Raw genomic sequence first — 15,588 nt, forward strand, 5'->3', positions numbered from 1 at the left:
GGCTACTCGTGGCAGCCGCAGGAGCGGCGCACGACCAGGGCCGACGGGAAGAGGCGCACCCGCTCGCGGCGCGAGCCCGCGACCCGGATCGAGTCGTCGAGGACCAGGTCCACGGCGGCCCGGGCCATCGCCGGCCGGTCCGAGGAGATCGTGGTCAGCGGCGGGTCGGTGAGCGCCGCCTCCTTCACGTCGTCGAAGCCGGCGACGGCGAGCTCGGTCGGCACCTCGATGCGCAGCTCGCGCGCGGCCCTGAGGACGCCGAAGGCCTGGTCGTCGGTGGAGCAGAAGATGGCCGGCGGCCGGTCCGGGCCGGCCAGCAGCTTGAGGGCCACCTGGTAGGCGTCGTAGCGGTTGTACGGGGCCTCGAAGAGCCGGCCCTCGGTGGAGCGGCCGGCCTCCACCATGGCGCGCCGCCACCCCTCGACGTGGTCGGCGACCGGGTCGCCGACGGCCGGGGTGTTGGGGACGCCGCCGAGGCACGCCACGTACGGGTGACCGTGTTCCAGGAGGTGCCGGGTGACGAGCTGGGCGCCGCCGATGTCGTCGGTGACGACGGCGACGTCGTCGATGGCCTCGGGCCGCTCGTGCAGCAGCACCACGCGCGCGTCCCAGGCCTCGATCTCGCTCGCGGCCTGCTCGCTCATGCCCTGGCTGACCAGGATCAGGCCGGAGACCCGCATCCCGAGGAAGGCGCGCAGGTAGTGGACCTCGCGCTCGGTGCGGTAGTCGGAGTTGCCGACGAGCACCATCTTCCCGCGCTCGGCGGCGGCCTGCTCGACCGCGTGCGCCATCTCCGCGAAGAACGGCTGCCGGGCGTCCGGGACGATCATGCCTATGAGGTCGGTGCGCCGCGAGGCCATCGCCTGGGCCACCCGGTCGGGGCGGTAGCCCAGCTCCTTGATGGCGGCGAGGACACGCTCGCGCGTGGCCGGGGCGACCGGCCGGGGTCCGTTGTTGATGACGTAGCTCACGACCGCGGTAGAAGTACCTGCCAGTCGAGCTACGTCATCCCGCGTCACCTTGGCCACGCGCGGCAGTCTACGCGGGGTGACCTACCTACCGGCAGGTCGCACTGTGGCATCCGCCACGTTCCGGTCCTCCGGGAGGGTGACGTCCGCCGGTGTGTCCTTGACGCGGGCGCCCGCGCGGGCCTCTTCCTTGGCGCGCGCCTCCTCGGCGGCCCGCTCGACCTTCTCCGGGGTGACGAAGCGGTAGCCGACGTTGCGGACGGTGCCGATCAGCGACTCGTGCTCGGGGCCGAGCTTGGCGCGGAGCCTTCGGACGTGCACGTCGACCGTCCGGGTGCCGCCGAAGTAGTCGTACCCCCACACCTCCTGCAGGAGCTGGGCGCGGGTGAAGACCCGGCCCGGGTGCTGGGCCAGGTACTTCAGGAGCTCGAACTCCTTGAAGGTCAGGTCGAGGACCCGGCCCTTGAGCTTCGCGCTGTACGTCGCCTCGTCGACCGACAGGTCGCCGTTGCGGATCTCCATGGGGGAGTCGTCGGAGACGATCTGCTGGCGGCCCATCGCGAGCCGGAGCCGTGCCTCGACCTCGGCGGGACCCGCGGTGTCGAGCAGCACGTCGTCGATGCCCCAGTCGGCGGTGACGGCCGCGAGGCCGCCCTCCGTGACCACGAGGATCAGCGGACAGCCGGGCCCGGTGGAGCGCAGCAGCTGGCAGAGCGAACGGACCTGGGGGAGGTCGCGCCGCCCGTCGACGAGGATCACGTCCGCGCCGGGGGTGTCCACGAGGGCCGGGCCCTCGGCCGGGGCGACCCGGACGTTGTGCAGCAGCAGGCCGAGTGCGGGCAGCACCTCGGTCGACGGCTGGAGGGCGTTGGTCAGGAGCAGCAGTGAGCTCATCGCTCCCCACCTGCCCAGGTCGTCGGTCGGTGGTGCGTCGTTCGCTCGTCCATGACGTCGGTTCCTCCTCGGTCCCTGCGAGGACGTCTATGTGTGCTCACGTGTGGCTCTCGCGCCCTGAGAGCTTTTGTTCATCCATCCGTAACAACGGTCGGAAAACACAAAAGGACCCGGGGGCTGCGTTGCCCGGATCCTCTGGCAAGCAGAATAGCCCACATGAGTTCCGAGGCAGAGGGTCGATTTCACATCGTGGATGTTCCCTGGCTCACTTCCGTCCATCCCCGGATGCCCCGGCGTGCGATGTTGCGTACGGATGACGGTGTCCGGATCGAGGCGGTGTACGAACCCTCCGGGGCAAGTGTCACCGATACGGCCGTCACCGGGACGGCGGTGGTCGTCGCCCACGGGTTCACGGGGGCGGCCGACCGGCCCGCCGTCCGCCGCGCCGCCCGCGTCCTCGCCGAGCGCGGCGCCTCCGTCGTCACCTTCTCCTTCCGCGGGCACGGCGGCTCCGGGGGGCTGTCGACGGTCGGCGACCGCGAGGTCCTCGACCTGTCCGCCGCCGTCCGCTGGGCCCGTGAGCTCGGCCACGCGCGCGTGGCGACCGTCGGCTTCTCCATGGGCGGCTCCGTCGTGCTGCGGCACGCGGCCCTGGAGCGGGGCACGGCGGGCAGCGCGGACGCGGTCGCCTCCGTCTCCTCGCCCGCCCGCTGGTACTACCGGGGGACGGCCCCGATGCGCCGGGTCCACTGGGTCGTCACCCGGCCGGCGGGCCGCCTGGTCGGCCGCTACGGGCTGCGCACCCGGATCGAGCGGCGCGCCTGGGACCCGGAGCCGCTCTCGCCGGTGGCCGCCGTGCCGCTGATCGCGCCGACCCCGCTGCTGATCGTGCACGGCGACCGGGACGCGTACTTCCCGCTCGACCACCCGCGGATGCTGGCCGCCGCCGGTGACGCGGAGCTGTGGGTGGAGCGGGGCATGGGCCACGCCGAGAACGCGGCGGACGACGAGCTGCTCGGCCGGCTCGGGGACTGGCTCACGCGCGCATAGCCCATCATGGGGGGCGGCGCGCACACGAACGAAGGGAGCGCCGCTATGGCAGCGGGAACCATCCGCTACTGGGCCGCGGCCAAGGCCGCCGCCGGGGTCGCCGAGGAGCCGTACACCGCCGAGCACCTGGCGGAGGCGCTGGACGCGGTCCGCGCGAAGCACCCGGGCGAACTGGCGCAGGTCCTTCGGCGGTGCTCGTTCCTGGTCGACGGCGACCCCGTCGGGACCCGGAGCCATGAGACGGTACGGCTTGCCGAGGGCGGCACGGTCGAGGTGCTCCCCCCGTTCGCAGGAGGGTGAACCCCACGACATGAGCAACGACCAGTACTACGGCGGGCAGCCGTACGACCCGTACGCGAACGGGCAGCAGCAGGGTCCCGACGTCACGCAGACGTGGGAGGGCCAGACCTGGGACACGCAGTACCAGCCCGCCCTCTCCCCGGAGCAGGTCCGGGCCGCTCGGGCCGCGCAGGCGCAGGCCGGCCAGGCCCCGGCGGCCTACGGGGCGCAGGAGCAGGCGCATCCGCAGACCTACGGGCAGTACCCGGCGTACGGCGACCGGGGACTCGGCCAGGGGGCCGGGCAGGGCGTCGGGCCGGACCCCGGTCACGCCGGCGCCTACGCCGGTCCCGGCCGGCCGGACGCCCCGGGGACGGCGTACGCGCCGGCCCAGGAGCCCTTCCAGGAGCCCTTCCGGGAGTCCTACCCGCCCGCCGCGGCGCCGGTCGCCGCGCCCGCCCCCGAGACGGCGGGACCCGCGTACTCCTCGCCCACCACCTCGGGGAACACGCGGATCACGGACGCGCAGCGGGCCCGTGCCGAGGGCCGCTCGCCGATCATCGACCCCGGCATGCGGCCGGCGGTGCTGACCGCCGTCCTCGGCCTGCTGCTCGCGGGCGGCGCCGCGGCCGGTCCGTACGCGCTGCTCGTCCCGCTGGTTCTGCTCCAGGGCCTGACCGCCGCCGGCTGGTTCCGGCTCAACGGCATGTGGCCGGCCCGCCAGGGCATCGCGCTCGCGTTCGCCGGCGGGCTCGTCGCCGACGCCGCCCTCCTCGCCACCGGCCGGGAGCACGCGGCGCCCGCGATCCTGGGCACGCTCGGCGTCTGGGTGCTGCTCTGCCTCGTCCTCCAGCTCCGCAGCCACGCCGACCCGGACGAGCGGATGTACGGCCTGATGGCCACCACCGCCTCCGCGGCGCTGACCGTCGTCGCCACCGGCCACCTCGGTGCCGACCCCGACGCGGTGGTCGTCGGCGGGGTCGCGGTCGCCGCCGCCGTCCTCGCCCGGGCCCTGCCGCTGCCCGGCCCGGTCTCCCCGGTCGTCGCGCTGCTCGCGGCGGCGGGCGCGGGCGTCGCCGCGGGCGGCCTCACGGACCTCGGCACCTCCGGAGCGCTGCTCGGCCTCGGCGCCGGGGTCTGCGCACTGGTCGGCCTGCGGGCGGCGAGCTACGACTACCCGTCCCGCTTCGTCCACATGACCGCCGGTGTGGCGCTGCCGCTGACGGCCGCCGCCCCCGCCGTCTACCTGCTCGGCCGTGCCCTGGTCTGAGCCGTCTCCCGGCCGGGCCCGCCCGGCCCCGGGAACCAACCGGCCCCCCGACACGTCGATCTTCGTGTCGGGGGGCCGACGCACATCCACGCCGGGTCCCGGGTCGGGACCCGCCAGACCGAAGACTTCCTACCGGGGGGACGCGCATCCCATGCGAGCACTGCGGATTCTGTTGGTCCTGGCCCTCGTGCTGGGCGGGGTGTTCGTCGGGATCGACCGGCTGGCCGTGGCGTACGCCGAGTCGGAGGCGTCGAGCCGGGTGAAGCTGTCGGCCGCGGACAGCGAGTCGGTGGACGTCGACATCAAGGGCTTCCCCTTCCTCACCCAGGTGGTGGACAAGCGGTTCGACGAGGTCGACGTGACCGCGAAGGGCGTGCAGACGACGGCGGGTTCGAAGCGCATCCGGGTCGAGGAACTGACCGCCGTCCTGCGGGACGTGACCGTCACGGGCGACTGGGCCGGCGCGAAGGCGGGCTCCGCCTCGGGCACCGCGCTCATCTCGTACGCGGACCTCAACGCCGCGGCGGCCGACCAGGGTGCCACCGTCGCCTACGGCGGGAACGGCAAGGTGAAGGTGACCGGCGGCGTCCGGATCCTGGGCCGCACCCTCACCCGTACGGTCGTCTCCACGGTGACCGTCGTGAACGGCGGGACGATCCGGGTCCGCGCCGACCAGGTGCCCGGCGAGGGCATCCCCGGCGTGGAGGAACTGGTGCGCGCGCGCACCGACTTCGAGCGCCCGATCGGCATGATCGCCGGCATGAGGGTGGAGAAGGTCGAGCCCCGCCCCGACGGTCTGGCCGTGACCGTGACCGGCAAGGACGTCGTCCTGGCGGGCTGACCCCGCCGACCCGCCCCGGCCCGGATCCCGGTGCCGGGGCGCTTCCCCATCCCCACGGGCCACATGCTGAGACAACGGTGTCCGATCCGCAGAAGGCGAACCGGACGCCTGGGCACGGAGGCGTCCGGAGCCCCCTCGTACGGTAATCGCGTCTCGCATCTCGGACGATCGCGTCTCAAAATACGACACGCCGGTGACACGACAGCCTGTCCGTCCCTACGATCGAGGGCATGAAGCGACAGGCGGATCTCACGAAGCGGCGGGCAGTAGACCTGTGCCGCGTCGCCGCCATGCTCTGTCGTTCCGTCTGAGCGGGACTCACCACTCCCGTATTCCTCAGGCCCTCCCTCCGTGGTCAGGGCCGCCCTGTGCAAGCCGTACGCACGTCCGCCGTCCGTACGCACGCGACGACGCGTACCGCACGACACACCGCACCACCCGCACCACACCGCCGCACACTGCCCCGGAGGAGAACAGCATGGCTCGCAGCGACGTCCTGGTCGACGCGGACTGGGTCGAGGCCAACCTCGACAACCCGCAGGTCGCCCTCGTCGAGGTCGACGAGGACACCTCGGCCTACGAGAAGAACCACATCCGCAACGCCATCCGGATCGACTGGACCCAGGACCTGCAGGACCCGGTCCGCCGCGACTTCATCGACCAGGAGGGCTTCGAGAAGCTCCTCTCGGCCAAGGGCATCGCGAACGACACCACGGTCGTCCTCTACGGCGGCAACAACAACTGGTTCGCCTCCTACGCCTACTGGTACTTCAAGCTCTACGGCCACCAGGACGTGAAGCTCCTCGACGGCGGCCGCAAGAAGTGGGAGCTCGACTCCCGCGACCTGGTCGACGGCTCCGAGGTCCCGGCCCGCCCGGCCACCGCGTACAAGGCCAAGGCCCAGGACTCCTCCATCCGCGCCTTCCGCGACGACGTCGTGGCCGCGATCGGCGCCCAGAACCTGGTCGACGTCCGGTCGCCCGACGAGTTCTCCGGCAAGCTGCTCGCGCCGGCGCACCTCCCGCAGGAGCAGTCGCAGCGCCCCGGCCACGTGCCGAGCGCCCGCAACATCCCGTGGTCGAAGAACGCCAACGACGACGGCACCTTCAAGTCGGACGACGAGCTCAAGGCCCTCTACGAGGCCGAGCAGGTCGATCTGGCGAAGGACACCATCGCCTACTGCCGCATCGGTGAGCGCTCCGCGCTGACCTGGTTCGTCCTGCACGAGCTGCTCGAGGTCACGAACGTCAAGAACTACGACGGCTCGTGGACCGAGTACGGCTCCCTCGTCGGCGTGCCGATCGAGCTCGGCGCCAACAAGTAAGCCCCCGGACTCCTCCCCTCCGGACCCCTCGACCGTTAGGACAGAACATCATGTGTGGAGCGCAGCCCGGCGGCCCCGACGCCTCGACGATCAAGCCCGGTGAGACCACCATCCAGGGCTTCGTGACCAAGGACGGCGAGCCCGTCACCGGTTACGTCCGCCTCCTGGACTCGACCGGCGAGTTCACGGCCGAGGTCCCGACCTCCGCCACCGGACAGTTCCGCTTCTACGCGGCCGAGGGCACCTGGACCGTCCGCGCCCTGGTTCCCGGCGGGACCGCCGACCGTCAGGTCGTCGCCCAGAAGGGTGGCCTGGCCGAGGTCGCCATCGCGGTCTGATCCGCGACACCGAACGGCCGGAGGGCCGTGCCTCCTGGGGGGTTGGACGCCATTTCCAGGACTAGAGGCACGGCCCTCCGGTCTTTCCGCCTTCACATGCGGGCACCTGCTCCGCCGGTGCCGTGCGGCCCGGCCCGCCGTACGCTGAAGGTGTGTACGCACGGCGTCGGCACGTCTACTTCTGGATGATGGGTGCCTGCCTGGTCCTCTTCGTGGGCGCCTGGGCCGTCGTGCGCCTCTTCTCGATGCCCGTCGCCATCGGCATGTGCGTCGTCGCCATGCTCATCCCGCCGGTCGCCGCGATGGTCGCGAACCGACGCGGCCCCGAGGACCGCTGGTGGGACGACCCGTCCGGGGACCCGAAGTCCGACGAGTGGTGGGACGAGCTGGACGGCAAGAAGCGCCGGGACCGCTGAGCCGGCGGCTCAGTAGACGAGCGCCTGGGTGTCGTCCGACATCGCCTCCTGCACGAAGACCTGCGCGCCGGCGATGCGGACGCCGTCGAGGACGTCCTGCTCGGTGATCTCCCGGCGGGCGGCGCACTGGGTGCAGAGCGTGATCCGGCCGGCCGCGAGGATCGACTCGATCAGGTCCGGCAGCGGCGCGGCGTGCGGGAGGTCGAACTCCGCCGCCTTGCCCGGCAGGGCGAACCACGACGACTCGCCCGTCAGCCAGAGCGAGACCTCGACCCCGCTCGCGACGGCGACGGCCGCCACCGTGAAGGCCTGCGAGCAGCGTTCCGGGGCGTCGGCCCCTGCGGTCACCTTGATCACGAGCTTCTTCGCCATATACCGAACTGTAATGCGCACCCCTGCAACCTCATGCGGCCGCCGCGTGTCAGGGGGGTGCGCGGATGACGGAATCCGCGCTTCAGGTCTCGTGGGGGGACTCTTGAGCGTCGAAGAAACCGGTCTCAATCCGGATATCGCACCACCGGCGGAGCCTCGGCCCGCCTCGGAACCCGGGCCTCCGGTCCTGTCGCCCGCCGCCCCGGCCGACGAGACGTCGGCCACACCGGCGGCCACCGCACCGGCGGCCACGCCTGCTGCCGCGCTGCCCGCCGGCCCGCCCGTCGCGCCGCCCGTCGTCGAGGGCGTCGTCGAGGGCGACGCGCCCGCCGCCGTACGCCCGCGCCGACGCGTCCTGCGCACGGTCGGGCTGATCGCCGTCGCGGCCGTCCTCGGCGTCGTCGGCGGCACCGCCGTCGGCTACCGCATCCAGGCCGACCGGGAGCCGACCCCGCTCGCCGCCCTCAACCAGCCCGGCCTGGCCCACCCGGCCGAGCCGCTTCCCGCGGGCGAGGAGCCGGCGCCGCTGTCGGCGAAGCAGGACCGGCAGGTGAGGACCGACGGCGACCTGCGGAAGCTGCTGGTGCCGCGTCCGGCCGGGACGAAGTCCGAGGGGGAGGACGGGTGGGTGTCGCTCTCCGCCTACACCTCCGACTACAACTGGCCCGACGTGGCGCTGGAGTTCCAGCTGGAGCAGGGCGTCCGCCGCGTCGCCGCCCGCTCGTGGCAGGTGGGCGCGTACCGCCACGTCACGGTCAACCTCCTCCAGTACCGGCCCGGGTCGCAGATCGGCGCGCTGAACTTCGTGGAGGACCAGATCGCCTTCGCCTCCGACGAGGACCAGGCCGGCACCGGCGGCGAGGAGCTGAAGGGCTCCGGCAACGGCCGCTACTTCCTCTACCCCGTGCAGCGCGAGGCCGGGTACCTCGACCTCTACGGGGCCCGGGCGTTCGCCCAGCGGGGGGACATCGCCATGGAGATCATGATCTTCGACACGAAGAAGATCACCGAGAAGGACATCCGATCGCTCGCCGAGCGGCAGCTGGAGCGCCTGTGAACGGCGAGGAGGACAAGAGCGTGGAAGACGTCGTGGACGGCGGAGCGGAGAGCGGTGCGGCCCAGGCCGCGCGGACGCCGGAGGAAGGGGTCCCGGGCGCCGGGCCCGCGCGCCGCGGACGCCGTCTCCTGGCGGGCGTGCTGACGGGCGCGCTCGTCCTCGGTGCCCTCGGCGGCGGCGTCGCCTACACGGCCGTCACGGTCGACGGCGCCGACCGGAGCGCGCCGACCGTGGCGTGGGCGGAACCCACCCCGAAGGCGGAGTCCGAGGACCCGGCCGCCGGCGTCTCCCGGGGACGCGCCTCCACCCCGCTGAGCAAGCTCCTCCTCCCGATGCCGTTCGGCTACGAGCTGGGCTCCGACATCGGGGGGTACGGCAACGACGGCGAGCTGGGTCCCCGGCAGGCCGCGGACCTCGTCAAGGCGAACGGCAAGGGCGTCTACGGCAAGAAGCGCCGCGAGTACGAGCGGCGCATCGACGCGCTCGGCCTCCAGGGCATCGCGCTGCGCTCCTACGCCACCTACGACAGCGACCTCCAGGTGGAGGTGCTGGTCCTGAAGATGAAGGACAAGAAGGCGGTCCGCAGCTTCTTCGACGTGCGCGCGAAGCTCTCCGAGGCGGTGAAGCTCCGCAAGGGGCCGAAGGTCGCGGGCCACGAGCGGAACGCCGCGTGCCACCTCCTGCCCGAGCCCACCGAGGGCGACAAGGAGGAGAAGGAGGCCGCGCTGCGGGCCATGACCTGCACCGCCTACACCGGCGAGTACCTGGTCACCGTCCTGGCGTACGGCGCCGGACCCCTCGACCAGAAGGCCGTCGCCGAGCTGCTGGAGAAGCAGCTCGGGCACATCGATTCCCCGGGGGAGTACGTATGACCGAGCAGCCGGCCGACACGGCCGCCGCCACGCCGGAACCGGCCCCCGCGCCGACGCCGGCACCAGAGCCCGCGCCGGAGCCGACGCCGGCACCAGAGCCCGCGCCGGAGCCGACCCCGGAGCCTGAGCCGAAGCCGGCAGCCGAGCCGGATCCTGTGGTCGCGCCCGCGCCCGAGCCCGCGCCCGCGTCCGAGCCCGCGCCCGCGGCCGGGGGCGCGCCGGAGCCGGAGGCCGGGCACGAGTCCGCGCCCGGGCCCGTGCCGGTCGCGCCCCGGCGGCGCCGGCGCGTCCTGTGGGCCGTGGCCCGCTGGACGGCCGCCGTCGTGGTGTGCGGCGGCGCGGGCGCGGGGACGGCCATGGGGATCACGGCGCTCGACCGGGAGGACGTGCCCGGTCTGGCGACCGAGAGCGACGGCCGCTGGGAGTACCCGAGGCTCAGCCTGCCGGCGCTGCCGGCCGACCGGCCCCGCCCGTTCGGCGACGACAACGACGGCGAGGTCCACCACGCCGACCCGCGCGAGCTGCTGCTCCCCGCGCCGGCGGGGGCGACCGTCGACCCGGAGGCGGACGGCGCGTTCGTCGCGGTCGACGCGTACCTCTCCCTCTACGGGAAGGAGTACCGGGCCGAGATGCGCCAGGCGCTCACCGACTCCGCCCTGCGGAACATCGCGGTGCGCGCCTGGACGACCCCGGACGGCACCCGGACCAGCATCCACCTGCTCCGGTTCGGCTCGGTGGCGTACGCGCAGCAGTACGAGGAGGAGACGCTGCGCGGGGGGTACGAGGTCGACGGCCTCAAGGCGATGCCCGACGGCGTCGACTTCCTCGTCCCGGAGACCTTCACGGAGGACATCGAGGTGCCGGACACCGAGGCGACCGCCTTCCGGGAGAAGAAGCCCTACGGACCGGAGCAGACGCGCTGGGCCTATGTGCAGGCCGGTGACACCCTCGCCCTGATCACGCAGACGCGGGCGGGCGAGGCCCTGGAGGTGCCCTTCCGGCAGACCGTCACGCTGCAGAACCAGCTGCTCGGCTGACGCGCGGGCCCGAGACCCACCTCACCGAGTGGGCCGGGCCCCCGCCCACTAAGCTGGGGTCCGGCCCGTTCCGCCTTCACCGCTCAGTCGAGGAGCATCCCGTGATCGTTTTCTTCGAAGCTCTGCTTGTCCTGGTCTGTGTCGGCGTGCTCGCCTTCACCGGTCTCGCCGTGAAGAAGCTGTACCAGGGCCAGCGCTAACCACTTCTAGAGAACGCCAGAGCTGCTCATGATCGAGATCCCGTCCGACCTCAACCCGGACCTCGTCCCCCTCGCGTTCCTGCTCGGTACGTGGGAGGGCGCGGGCGTCTCCGACTTCCCCGGCGCCGAGAAGTGCAACTTCGGCCAGTCCGTGACGTTCAGCCACGACGGCCGTGACTTCCTCGAGTACACCTCCCACTCGTGGGTCCTCGACGGCGACGGCAACAAGGTCCGTCCGCTGGAGAGCGAGAGCGGCTTCTGGCGCATCGACAAGGACCGCCAGGTCGAGGTCGTCATGGTCCGCGACCAGGGCATCGTGGAGATCTGGTACGGCGAGCTCGCCGACCAGAAGCCGCAGATCGACCTCGCGACCGACGCCGTCGCCCGCACCGCGGCCTCGGGCCCGTACAGCGGTGGCAAGCGGCTCTACGGCTACGTGAAGAGCGACCTCATGTGGGTGGGCGAGAAGGCGACCCCCGAGGTCCCGCTCCGGCCGTACATGTCGGCGCACCTGAAGAAGGTCGTCACGCCCGAGGAGGTCGCGGAGATGGCCCGCAACCTGCCCGACATGCCGGACGACGGCATCGCGTTCTTCCGCTAGAAGCCGTCGCGGACCGCCGGAGGTCTGGGGTGATGCGCCGCGCCCTCCTACACTGGGGGGCGTGGTGAGCACCGACTGGAAGAGCGATCTGCGACAGCGCGGCTACCGGCTGACGCCGCAGCGTCAGCTTGTCCTGGAGGCCGTGGACGCGCTGGAGCACGCGACGCCCGACGACATCCTGGTCGAGGTCCGCAGGACCGCGTCCGGGGTGAACATCTCGACCGTCTACCGGACCTTGGAGCTCCTGGAGGAGCTCGGTCTCGTCAGCCACGCCCATCTGGGCCACGGCGCCCCGACGTACCACCTCGCCGACCGGCACCACCATCTCCACCTGGTCTGCCGGGACTGCTCCGAGGTGATCGAGGCGGACGTGGAGGTGGCCGCCGAGTTCACCGGGAAGCTCCGCGCGACCTTCGGCTTCGAGACGGACATGAAGCACTTCGCGATCTTCGGCAGATGTGCGGACTGCACCCGGAAGGCCGCGGACGCGGAGTCGTAGGCTTTCTGTCATGCAGCGACATTCTTCGACCAGCCCTCTGCTGTCCCTGCCCGGTGCCGTCGCCGCCGAAGGCCGCGACGAGGGGGTCGCCGCCCACTACGGCGACCTGTTCCGCGAGCAGCGCGCCCTCGCCGAGGGGAACGGCTTCGTCGACCTCTCCCACCGCGGTGTCATCGCCGTCACCGGCGACGACCGGCTGAGCTGGCTGCACCTCCTCGTCACCCAGTTCATGACCGACCTGCCGGTCGGCCGGGCCACCGAGGCGCTGATCCTCTCCGCCAACGGGCACATCGAGCACGCCCTGTACCTCGTCGACGACGGCGAGACGGTCTGGGCCCACGTCGAGCCGGGGACGCGCGAGGAACTCGTCGCCTACCTGGAGTCGATGAAGTTCTTCTACCGGGTGGAGGTCACCGACCGCACCGAGGACCTCGCGGTCGTCCACCTCCCGGCCGGCTCCATCGCCGAGGTGCCCGAGGGCGTCGTCGTCCGGGAGACCCCGCACGGCCGCGACCTCTTCCTGCCCCGCGCCGGCCTGGAGTCCTTCGCGGCCTCGCACGGCCCGGCCGCGGGCATCCTCGCCCACGAGGCGCTGCGGGTCGAGGCGCACCGGCCCCGGCTCGGCTTCGAGACCGACCACCGGACCATCCCGCACGAGGTCGGCCTCATCGGCAGCGCCGTCCACCTGCAGAAGGGCTGCTACCGGGGCCAGGAGACCGTCGCCCGGGTGCAGAACCTGGGGAAGCCGCCGCGCCGCCTGGTCTTCCTGCACCTCGACGGCAGCGAGGTGCTGCTGCCGGGCCACGGGACGCCGGTCCGGCTCGCGGCCGACGGCGAGGAGGGCCGGCAGCTCGGCTTCGTCACCACCGCCGTCCGCCACCACGAGCTCGGGCCGATCGCCCTGGCCCTGGTGAAGCGGAACGTGCCGGTGGACGCCCCGCTGATCGCGGGCACGACGGCCGCGGCCCAGGAGACCGTCGTCGAGCCGTAGGGCTCGCCCGTCCGCCGCGACCCGCTTCCGGGCCGCGGCGGATCAGACCTCGACCAGCACCGTGAACGGGCCGTGGTTCGTGAGCGAGACGCGCATGTCCGCTCCGAAGCGGCCCGTCTCCACGTGCGCGCCCAACTCCCGCAGCCGGGCGACCACCTCGTCGACGAGCGGCTCGGCCACCGGGCCGGGCGCCGCCGCGTTCCACGTGGGGCGGCGCCCCTTGCGGGCGTCCCCGTAGAGCGTGAACTGCGAGATGACGAGGAGCGGGGCGTTCACGTCCGAGCACGACTTCTCGCCGTCCAGCACCCGGACGGACCAGAGCTTTCTGGCCAATTGGGCGGCCTTCTCCGGGGTGTCGTCGTGGGTCACCCCGACCAGCACGCACAACCCCTCGCCGGTGATCTCACCGACGGTCTCCCCTGCGACGACGACACTCGCGCCGTCGACCCTCTGCACCACTGCTCGCATGCGCACCAACCTACCGACCGGGCCCCGGCCCGAAGGACGAGGGGCCGAACGGGTGCAGAGCGCCTGCACGCGCGCGGGCAGGAGTGGCACCATGCGGGGGAGGCGGTGCGGCTCCGCACCGGTCGAGGGGACGATTCTGATGAGTGCACCTGCCACCGGGCCGACGCCGCCCGGCCCCGTACCGCTGACCCGCTCCGGAAGCCCGGTCGCGGGTCCGGGCGGAGGCCCCGTGACGCGCCCGCCCGCCCAGCGGACCGCCGAACCCGCCCTGCCGGAACGGGCCCAGCCCGACCTCGGCGCGCTCCGCCTGCCCGAACTGCGCACCCTGCGCCGCGAGGCGCAGGGCGACGAGGCCGACCTGAGCTACGTCCGGCGCATGCTCCAGGGCCGGATCGACATCCTGCGCGCCGAACTGGCCCGGCGGACCGACCCGGAGGCACCGGTCCTCGACCGGCTCTCGGAGATCCTCGCCGACGTGCCGTCCCGGCACCGCACGTCGGCCCGGCACGTGACGCTGTCGACGCCGCGCGGCGAGGAGTACCGGCGGCTCGCGGCCGAGATGCTCTCGGAGGTCGAGCTGTCGGACCTCACGGCCCGCACGGACGACGAGCTGCACGCGGCGATGGGCCGGCTCGCGGGGTACGAGCAGCAGGTCTCGCGCCGCCGCCAGCACCTCCAGCGGACGGCCGACGACTGCAGCGCGGAGATCGCCCGCCGCTACCGGGAGGGCGAGGCGCAGGTCGACGACCTGCTGGCCTGAGCCGGCCCGAACCGCCCCGACCGCCCCGACCGCCCGGACCGAAGGGTTCCGGCGGGGCGAAACCGGGGTGCGGGCGGGCCGGGGCCGTGCGTAGGGTCGGGGAATGACTGTCGACGTGCGCGCGGTGACGGAGTCCGAGTTCCCCGACTGGCAGCGGGCGCTGCGCACCGGGTTCCTGCGGCCGCCGGTCGTGTCGGACGAGGAGGTCGCGGACCGGCTGGCCCACGCCGATCTGGCGCGGACGCTGGGGGCCTTCGACCGGGACCGCGTCGTCGCCACCTTCCGCTCGTTCCGGCAGGAGGTCAGCACGGTCGGCGGGGGCAGCCTCGCCGCCGACGCGATCACCCAGGTCACCGTCGCGCCGACGCACCGCAGGCGCGGGCTGCTCAGCCGGATGATGGCCGCGGACCTCGCCGCCGCGAAGGAGCGCGGGGACGCGATCGCGACCCTGATCGCCGCCGAGTACCCGATCTACGGGCGGTTCGGCTTCGGCGCGGCCAGCTGGACCACCGAGTGGAGCGTGGACGTGCGCCGCGCGGGTCTCGACCCGCGCCGCTCGGGACGCCCGGAGGACGGCGGCCGCATCGACCTGACGGACGCCGCGGAGATCCGCAAGGCCGGCCCCGAGGTGCACCGGCGGCTCGCCGGCGTCCGCGCCGGGGTGACGAACCGCGACACCCGCGGCTGGGAGGTCGGCACGGGGCTCGGCCATCAGAGCGAGCCGTGGCGCGAGCCGTACTACGCGGTCCACCGCTCGGAGTCCGGCGAGGTCGAGGGGTACGTGGCCTATCACGCCGACGACAAGTGGGACGACGCCAAGCAGCCGGTGAACACGGCGACGGTGCGGGACCTGATCGCGGTCACCCCGGCCGCCGAGCGCGCCCTGTGGCACTACCTCTGCTCGATCGACTGGATCGCCACTGTCCGCTCGGGCCACCGGGCGCCGGACGACCCGCTGCCGCTGTTGCTGCCGGATCCGCGCGCGGCGAGGACGCTGACGCACGCGGACATGCTGTGGGTCCGGGTCCTGGACGTCGTCCGGGTCCTGGAGAGCCGGACGTACCCGGTCGCCGACCGTCTCGTCCTCGACGTGCGGGACGGCGACGGGCTCGCGGGCGGGCGGTTCCTGCTGGACGCGTCCCCGGCGGGCGTGTCCTGCGTCCCCACCGACGGTGCGGCCGATCTCGCCTTCGACGTCGCGGAGTTGGGCACGCTCGCGTTCGGCGACGAGTCGGCGGTGCGGCTGGCCCGGCTCGGTCGCGTCGAGGAGGGCACGGCGGGTGCGGCGGCCCGTGCGGAGCTGCTGTTCCGTACGCCGCTGCGGCCCTTCTCGCCCGACATCTTCTGAGCC

General features: G+C 73.1%; 20 protein-coding genes. 16 read left to right on the top strand and 4 right to left on the bottom strand.

Features of this window, described 5'->3' with window-relative positions:
• Positions 1 to 2 precede the first annotated feature (2 nt).
• Complete coding sequence (locus ACZ60W_RS17700; RefSeq protein WP_366307818.1) at positions 3 to 1,028, bottom strand: LacI family DNA-binding transcriptional regulator; 1,026 nt, start codon at positions 1,026 to 1,028, stop codon at positions 3 to 5.
• 24 nt (positions 1,029 to 1,052) lie between these two features.
• Positions 1,053 to 1,862, bottom strand: coding sequence for a response regulator transcription factor (locus ACZ60W_RS17705; protein ID WP_469756237.1), 810 nt, complete (start codon positions 1,860 to 1,862; stop codon positions 1,053 to 1,055).
• A gap of 216 nt (positions 1,863 to 2,078) precedes the next feature.
• Between ACZ60W_RS17705 and ACZ60W_RS17710 the strand changes: the two genes are divergently transcribed.
• The 8 genes from ACZ60W_RS17710 to ACZ60W_RS17745 all read left to right on the top strand — a co-directional run bounded on the left by ACZ60W_RS17710 (position 2,079) and on the right by ACZ60W_RS17745 (position 7,380).
• Positions 2,079 to 2,912, top strand: coding sequence for an alpha/beta hydrolase (locus tag ACZ60W_RS17710; protein WP_469756238.1), 834 nt, complete (start codon positions 2,079 to 2,081; stop codon positions 2,910 to 2,912).
• Positions 2,913 to 2,957: 45 nt separating this feature from the next.
• Complete coding sequence (locus tag ACZ60W_RS17715) at positions 2,958 to 3,212, top strand: MoaD/ThiS family protein (RefSeq protein ID WP_384902111.1); 255 nt, start codon at positions 2,958 to 2,960, stop codon at positions 3,210 to 3,212.
• 10 nt (positions 3,213 to 3,222) lie between these two features.
• Complete coding sequence (locus tag ACZ60W_RS17720) at positions 3,223 to 4,461, top strand: hypothetical protein (RefSeq protein WP_469756239.1); 1,239 nt, start codon at positions 3,223 to 3,225, stop codon at positions 4,459 to 4,461.
• 151 nt (positions 4,462 to 4,612) lie between these two features.
• On the top strand, positions 4,613 to 5,302 hold the full coding sequence (locus tag ACZ60W_RS17725) for an LmeA family phospholipid-binding protein (RefSeq protein WP_469756240.1): 690 nt from the start codon (positions 4,613 to 4,615) through the stop codon (positions 5,300 to 5,302).
• A gap of 230 nt (positions 5,303 to 5,532) precedes the next feature.
• Positions 5,533 to 5,613, top strand: a complete 81-nt coding sequence (locus tag ACZ60W_RS17730) for a putative leader peptide (protein ID WP_350497993.1) — start codon at positions 5,533 to 5,535, stop codon at positions 5,611 to 5,613.
• A gap of 167 nt (positions 5,614 to 5,780) precedes the next feature.
• On the top strand, positions 5,781 to 6,626 hold the full coding sequence (locus ACZ60W_RS17735; protein WP_469756241.1) for a sulfurtransferase: 846 nt from the start codon (positions 5,781 to 5,783) through the stop codon (positions 6,624 to 6,626).
• Positions 6,627 to 6,676: 50 nt separating this feature from the next.
• Positions 6,677 to 6,964, top strand: coding sequence for a DUF1416 domain-containing protein (locus ACZ60W_RS17740; protein ID WP_017242395.1), 288 nt, complete (start codon positions 6,677 to 6,679; stop codon positions 6,962 to 6,964).
• A gap of 152 nt (positions 6,965 to 7,116) precedes the next feature.
• Entirely contained in the window at positions 7,117 to 7,380 is a 264-nt protein-coding gene (locus ACZ60W_RS17745; protein WP_469756242.1) for a DUF3099 domain-containing protein, read from the top strand.
• A 9-nt stretch (positions 7,381 to 7,389) separates the two neighbouring features.
• On the opposite strand, the gene ACZ60W_RS17750 is transcribed toward ACZ60W_RS17745, so the two are convergent.
• On the bottom strand, positions 7,390 to 7,752 hold the full coding sequence (locus ACZ60W_RS17750; RefSeq protein ID WP_469756243.1) for a DsrE family protein: 363 nt from the start codon (positions 7,750 to 7,752) through the stop codon (positions 7,390 to 7,392).
• Between the two features lie 103 nt (positions 7,753 to 7,855).
• Between ACZ60W_RS17750 and ACZ60W_RS17755 the strand changes: the two genes are divergently transcribed.
• From ACZ60W_RS17755 to ygfZ, 6 genes are all read left to right on the top strand, one after another.
• Complete coding sequence (locus tag ACZ60W_RS17755; protein ID WP_469756244.1) at positions 7,856 to 8,809, top strand: hypothetical protein; 954 nt, start codon at positions 7,856 to 7,858, stop codon at positions 8,807 to 8,809.
• 20 nt (positions 8,810 to 8,829) lie between these two features.
• The gene (locus ACZ60W_RS17760; protein ID WP_469756245.1) at positions 8,830 to 9,681 is read left to right on the top strand and encodes a hypothetical protein; all 852 of its coding nucleotides are present in this window, start codon (positions 8,830 to 8,832) and stop codon (positions 9,679 to 9,681) included.
• Positions 9,678 to 10,718: a hypothetical protein gene (locus tag ACZ60W_RS17765; protein ID WP_469756246.1), complete on the top strand. Its 1,041-nt coding sequence runs from the start codon at positions 9,678 to 9,680 to the stop codon at positions 10,716 to 10,718. The genes ACZ60W_RS17760 and ACZ60W_RS17765 overlap by 4 nt, the downstream gene beginning before the upstream one ends.
• A gap of 228 nt (positions 10,719 to 10,946) precedes the next feature.
• Positions 10,947 to 11,519: a heme-binding beta-barrel domain-containing protein gene (locus ACZ60W_RS17770; RefSeq protein ID WP_366307840.1), complete on the top strand. Its 573-nt coding sequence runs from the start codon at positions 10,947 to 10,949 to the stop codon at positions 11,517 to 11,519.
• A 61-nt stretch (positions 11,520 to 11,580) separates the two neighbouring features.
• Positions 11,581 to 12,018, top strand: a complete 438-nt coding sequence (locus ACZ60W_RS17775) for a Fur family transcriptional regulator (protein ID WP_469756247.1) — start codon at positions 11,581 to 11,583, stop codon at positions 12,016 to 12,018.
• A gap of 10 nt (positions 12,019 to 12,028) precedes the next feature.
• Positions 12,029 to 13,009: a CAF17-like 4Fe-4S cluster assembly/insertion protein YgfZ gene (ygfZ, locus tag ACZ60W_RS17780; protein ID WP_469756248.1), complete on the top strand. Its 981-nt coding sequence runs from the start codon at positions 12,029 to 12,031 to the stop codon at positions 13,007 to 13,009.
• 42 nt (positions 13,010 to 13,051) lie between these two features.
• Here the strand turns inward: ygfZ and dtd are convergent, their stop codons facing one another.
• A complete protein-coding gene (gene dtd, locus ACZ60W_RS17785; protein WP_366307845.1) occupies positions 13,052 to 13,477 on the bottom strand; it encodes a D-aminoacyl-tRNA deacylase in 426 nt (141 codons plus the stop codon).
• 139 nt (positions 13,478 to 13,616) lie between these two features.
• Here dtd and ACZ60W_RS17790 point away from each other — a divergent pair, with 139 nt between their 5' ends.
• Together ACZ60W_RS17790 and ACZ60W_RS17795 are read left to right on the top strand one after the other, a co-directional pair.
• Positions 13,617 to 14,237, top strand: coding sequence for an RsiG family protein (locus tag ACZ60W_RS17790; protein ID WP_469756249.1), 621 nt, complete (start codon positions 13,617 to 13,619; stop codon positions 14,235 to 14,237).
• 103 nt (positions 14,238 to 14,340) lie between these two features.
• Entirely contained in the window at positions 14,341 to 15,585 is a 1,245-nt protein-coding gene (locus ACZ60W_RS17795; protein ID WP_469756250.1) for a GNAT family N-acetyltransferase, read from the top strand.
• Positions 15,586 to 15,588: the final 3 nt, after the last annotated feature.

The organism is Streptomyces sp. NPDC104202 (assembly GCF_055584185.1).